3 protein-coding genes are annotated in these 3,506 nt (G+C 71.8%); all 3 read right to left on the bottom strand.

The annotated features are described in order from the left end of the window. Positions 1-1,344 (bottom strand): urocanate hydratase (gene hutU, locus ACTS11_RS05000; RefSeq protein WP_442639244.1); only part of this gene is annotated, 1,344 nt, incomplete at its 3' end. 37 nt (positions 1,345-1,381) lie between these two features. Further along, complete coding sequence (hutH, locus tag ACTS11_RS05005) at positions 1,382-2,914, bottom strand: histidine ammonia-lyase (RefSeq protein ID WP_442639245.1); 1,533 nt, start codon at positions 2,912-2,914, stop codon at positions 1,382-1,384. Then, the coding region (locus ACTS11_RS05010) for an amidohydrolase family protein (protein WP_442639246.1) at positions 2,911-3,506 on the bottom strand (596 nt) is incomplete at its 5' end. The genes ACTS11_RS05010 and hutH, both read right to left, overlap by 4 nt.

The following is a 3,506-nucleotide window of genomic DNA, read 5'->3' on the forward strand; positions in this document are numbered from 1 at the left end:
CCCGATCACGATGGGGGCCTTGAGCTCCCCGGACGCCACCATCTCGTTGAACATCAGCCCCGCCCGGTGACGGTCGCCGAGCCCGATCCAGCAGATCCGCGCGGGCAGGCCCTGGAAGGCGATCCGTTCGCCCGCCATGTCGAGCCAGCGGTGGAGGTGGTCGTTCTCCGGAAAGAGCCGCTTCATCGCGGCGTCGGTCGCGGCGATGTCCTCCGGGTCGCCCGACAGCGCGCACCAGCGGAAGGGACCGATGCCCTTGCAGAAGAGCGGTCGGATGTAGGCGGGCACGAAGCCGGGGAAGGCGAAGGCGTTCTCCAGCCCCTCCTCCTTTGCCACCTGCCGGATGTTGTTGCCGTAGTCGAGCGTGGGGACACCTTCGTTCCAGAAGTCCACCATCGCGGCGACATGGGTTTTCATCGAGGCCCGCGCGGCGGCCTCGACGCCCTCGGGGTCCGTCTCCTGCCGGTCGCGCCAGTCCGCGACGGTCCAGCCCTTCGGCAGGTAGCCGTGGAGCGGATCGTGCGCGCTGGTCTGGTCGGTGACGATGTCGGGGCGGGGTCCGCCCGCCTTCATCCGCCGGACGAGTTCCGGGAAGACCTCGGCCGCGTTGCCGAGCAGGCCCACGGACTTCGCCTCGCCCTTCCGCGTCCACTCCGCGATCAGCGCCAGCGCCTCGTCGAGCGTTCGGGCCTTCTCGTCGAGGTAGCGGGTGCGGAGCCGGAAATCGATCCGCGTCTCGTCGCATTCGACGGCGAGGCAGCACGCGCCCGCCATCACGGCGGCGAGCGGCTGCGCGCCCCCCATGCCGCCGAGGCCCGCCGTCAGGATCCACTTGCCCTTGAGGTTCCCGCCATAGTGCTGGCGGCCCGCCTCGGCGAAGGTCTCGTAGGTGCCCTGCACGATGCCTTGCGTGCCGATGTAGATCCAGGAGCCCGCCGTCATCTGGCCGTACATCATCAGGCCCTTGCGATCGAGCTCGTTGAAATGCGCCCAGGTCGCCCAGTGCGGCACGAGGTTGGAGTTCGCGATCAGGACCCGCGGCGCGTCCGCATGGGTCCGCACCACCGCGACGGGGCGGCCCGACTGCACCACCAGCGTCTCGTCCGCCTCGAGGTCCTTCAGCGTCGCCACGATGGCGTCGAAGTCGTCCCATGTCCGCGCCGCCCGACCGATCCCGCCATAGACCACCAGCTCGTGCGGGTTCTCGGCCACGTCGGGGTGGAGGTTGTTCATCAGCATCCGCATCGCCGCCTCGGTCAGCCAGCTCTTGGCGCTGATCTCGGGGCCGGTCGGGGGGGTGACATCGCGGATGTTGTGGCGGGGGCCGGGGACTTTCTCGGTCATGGCGATCCTCTCATGGGGGCAGGGGGCGGAACGCGGGTCATGCGCCGCCCGCGAGGAGGTCGCGGACGCCGCAGACCCCCGAGACATGGCCGTCGCGCACGAGGTCGGCCGCGCGGGCGAGGTCGCCCGCCATGTAGCGGTCCTCGGCCAGCGGAGGCACGGCGCCGCGCACGGTCTCCATCAGCCGCCGGAGGCACGGACTCGTCGTCAGCGGCGCGCGGAACTCGACCCCCTGCGCGGCGCAGAGCAGCTCGACGCCGACGATCACGCTCAGGTTCTCGTTCATCCGCTTCAGCCGCCGCGCGCCGTGCGCGGCCATCGAGACGTGGTCCTCCTGGTTGGCGGAGGTCGGCGTCGAGTCCGTCGAGCAGGGCGTGGCGAGATGCTTGTTCTCGCTCATCAGCGCGGCGGTCGTGACCTCGGCGATCATGAGGCCCGAGTTCAGCCCCGGCTGCGGCGTCAGGAAGGGCGGCAGGTCGAAGCTGAGCGTCGGGTCCACCATCAGCGCCACGCGGCGTTGCGCGATGGCGCCGATCTCGGCGATGGCGAGCGCGATCTGGTCGGCGGCAAAGGCGACCGGCTCGGCGTGGAAGTTCCCGCCCGACACGATCCGCCCGTCCGCGAGGACCAGCGGGTTGTCGGAGACCGCGTTCGCCTCGGTCTCCAGCGTCCGGCCCGCGAAGCGCAACAGGTCCAGCGCCGCGCCCGTCACCTGCGGCTGGCAGCGGATGCAGTAGGGGTCCTGCACGCGCGTATCGCCTTCGCGGTGGCTCTCGCGGATCTCGGAGCCCTCCATGACCGCGCGCATCGCGCGGGCAACGTCGATCTGGCCCGCATGGCCCCTCAGCGCGTGAAGCTCGGGCTCGAGCGGCGCGGTGGAGCCCATGATGGCGTCCGTGGACAGGCAGGAGGCGGCGACCGCGGCCTCGAGATTGCGCATGGCCTCGAAGAGGCCCGTCAGCGCGCAGGCGGTCGAGAACTGCGTGCCGTTGATGAGGCCGAGCCCTTCCTTCGGGCCGAGGACCACCGGCGACAGCCCCGCGCGCGACAGTGCCTCGGCGGAGGGCATCCGGTCGCCCTCCACCATCGCCTCGCCTTCGCCGATCAGCGTCGCGGCCATGTGCGCGAGGGGGGCGAGGTCGCCCGACGCGCCGACCGAGCCCTGCGCCGGAATCACCGGCGTGACGCCCCGCGCGAGGCACTCCTCGATCAGTGTCACCGTCTCGCGCCGGACCCCCGAGGCGCCGCGCCCGAGCGAGAGGAGCTTCAGCACCATCATCAGCCGGGTCGTGGCCGCGTCGAGCGGCTCGCCCACGCCGCAGCAATGCGACAGGATCAGGTTGCGCTGGAGCCGCTCGGTGTCCTGCGGCGGCACGCGGACCGAGGCGAGCTTGCCGAAGCCCGTGTTCACGCCGTAGACCGCCTCGCCCCCGGCGGCGGCGCGCGCCACGATCTGCGCCGCCGCGTCTATGGCGCTCAGCGCTTCGGGCACGAGGCGGGCGGCGAGGCCCTCGCGCCAGATCGCCTCCAGCGTGTCGAGCCGCGTGGCGCCGGGGGTCAGGAGCATCAAAGGGCACCTCCGAAGATCCGCTTCCATAGCGGGTTGAAGCCGATCCGGTAGGTGAGCTCCGCCGGGCTCTCCACGTCCCAGACCACGAGGTCGGCGCGCATCCCCGCCGCGATGATCCCGGCATCCGACAGGCCGAGCGCGCGGGCCGCGTGGCGCGTGACGCCCGCAAGGCACTCCTCCGGCGTCAGGCGGAAGAGCGTCGCGGCCATGTTCATCGCGAGGAGGAGCGAGGTCATCGGCGAGGAGCCGGGATTGCAGTCCGTCGCCACCGCCATCGGCACGCCGTGGGCGCGGAAGGCGGCGACGGGCGGGACCTGCGTCTCGCGAAGCGTGTAGAAGGCGCCCGGCAGGATCACGGCGACCGTCCCCGCCGCCGCCATCGCCGCCGCATCGCCCGCGTCCGCGTATTCCAGATGATCGGCCGACAGCGCGCCGAAGGACGCGGCCAGCCGCGCGCCGCCGATGTTCGAGAGCTGCTCGGCATGGAGCTTCACGGGCAGGCCGAGAGCCTGCGCGCGCCCGAAGACGCGCCCCATCTGCGCGGTGTCGAAGGCGATCCCCTCGCAGAACCCGTCCACCGCGTCGGCGAGGC

Source organism: Roseicyclus sp. (genome assembly GCF_052168335.1).
Lineage (GTDB): Bacteria > Pseudomonadota > Alphaproteobacteria > Rhodobacterales > Rhodobacteraceae > Roseibacterium.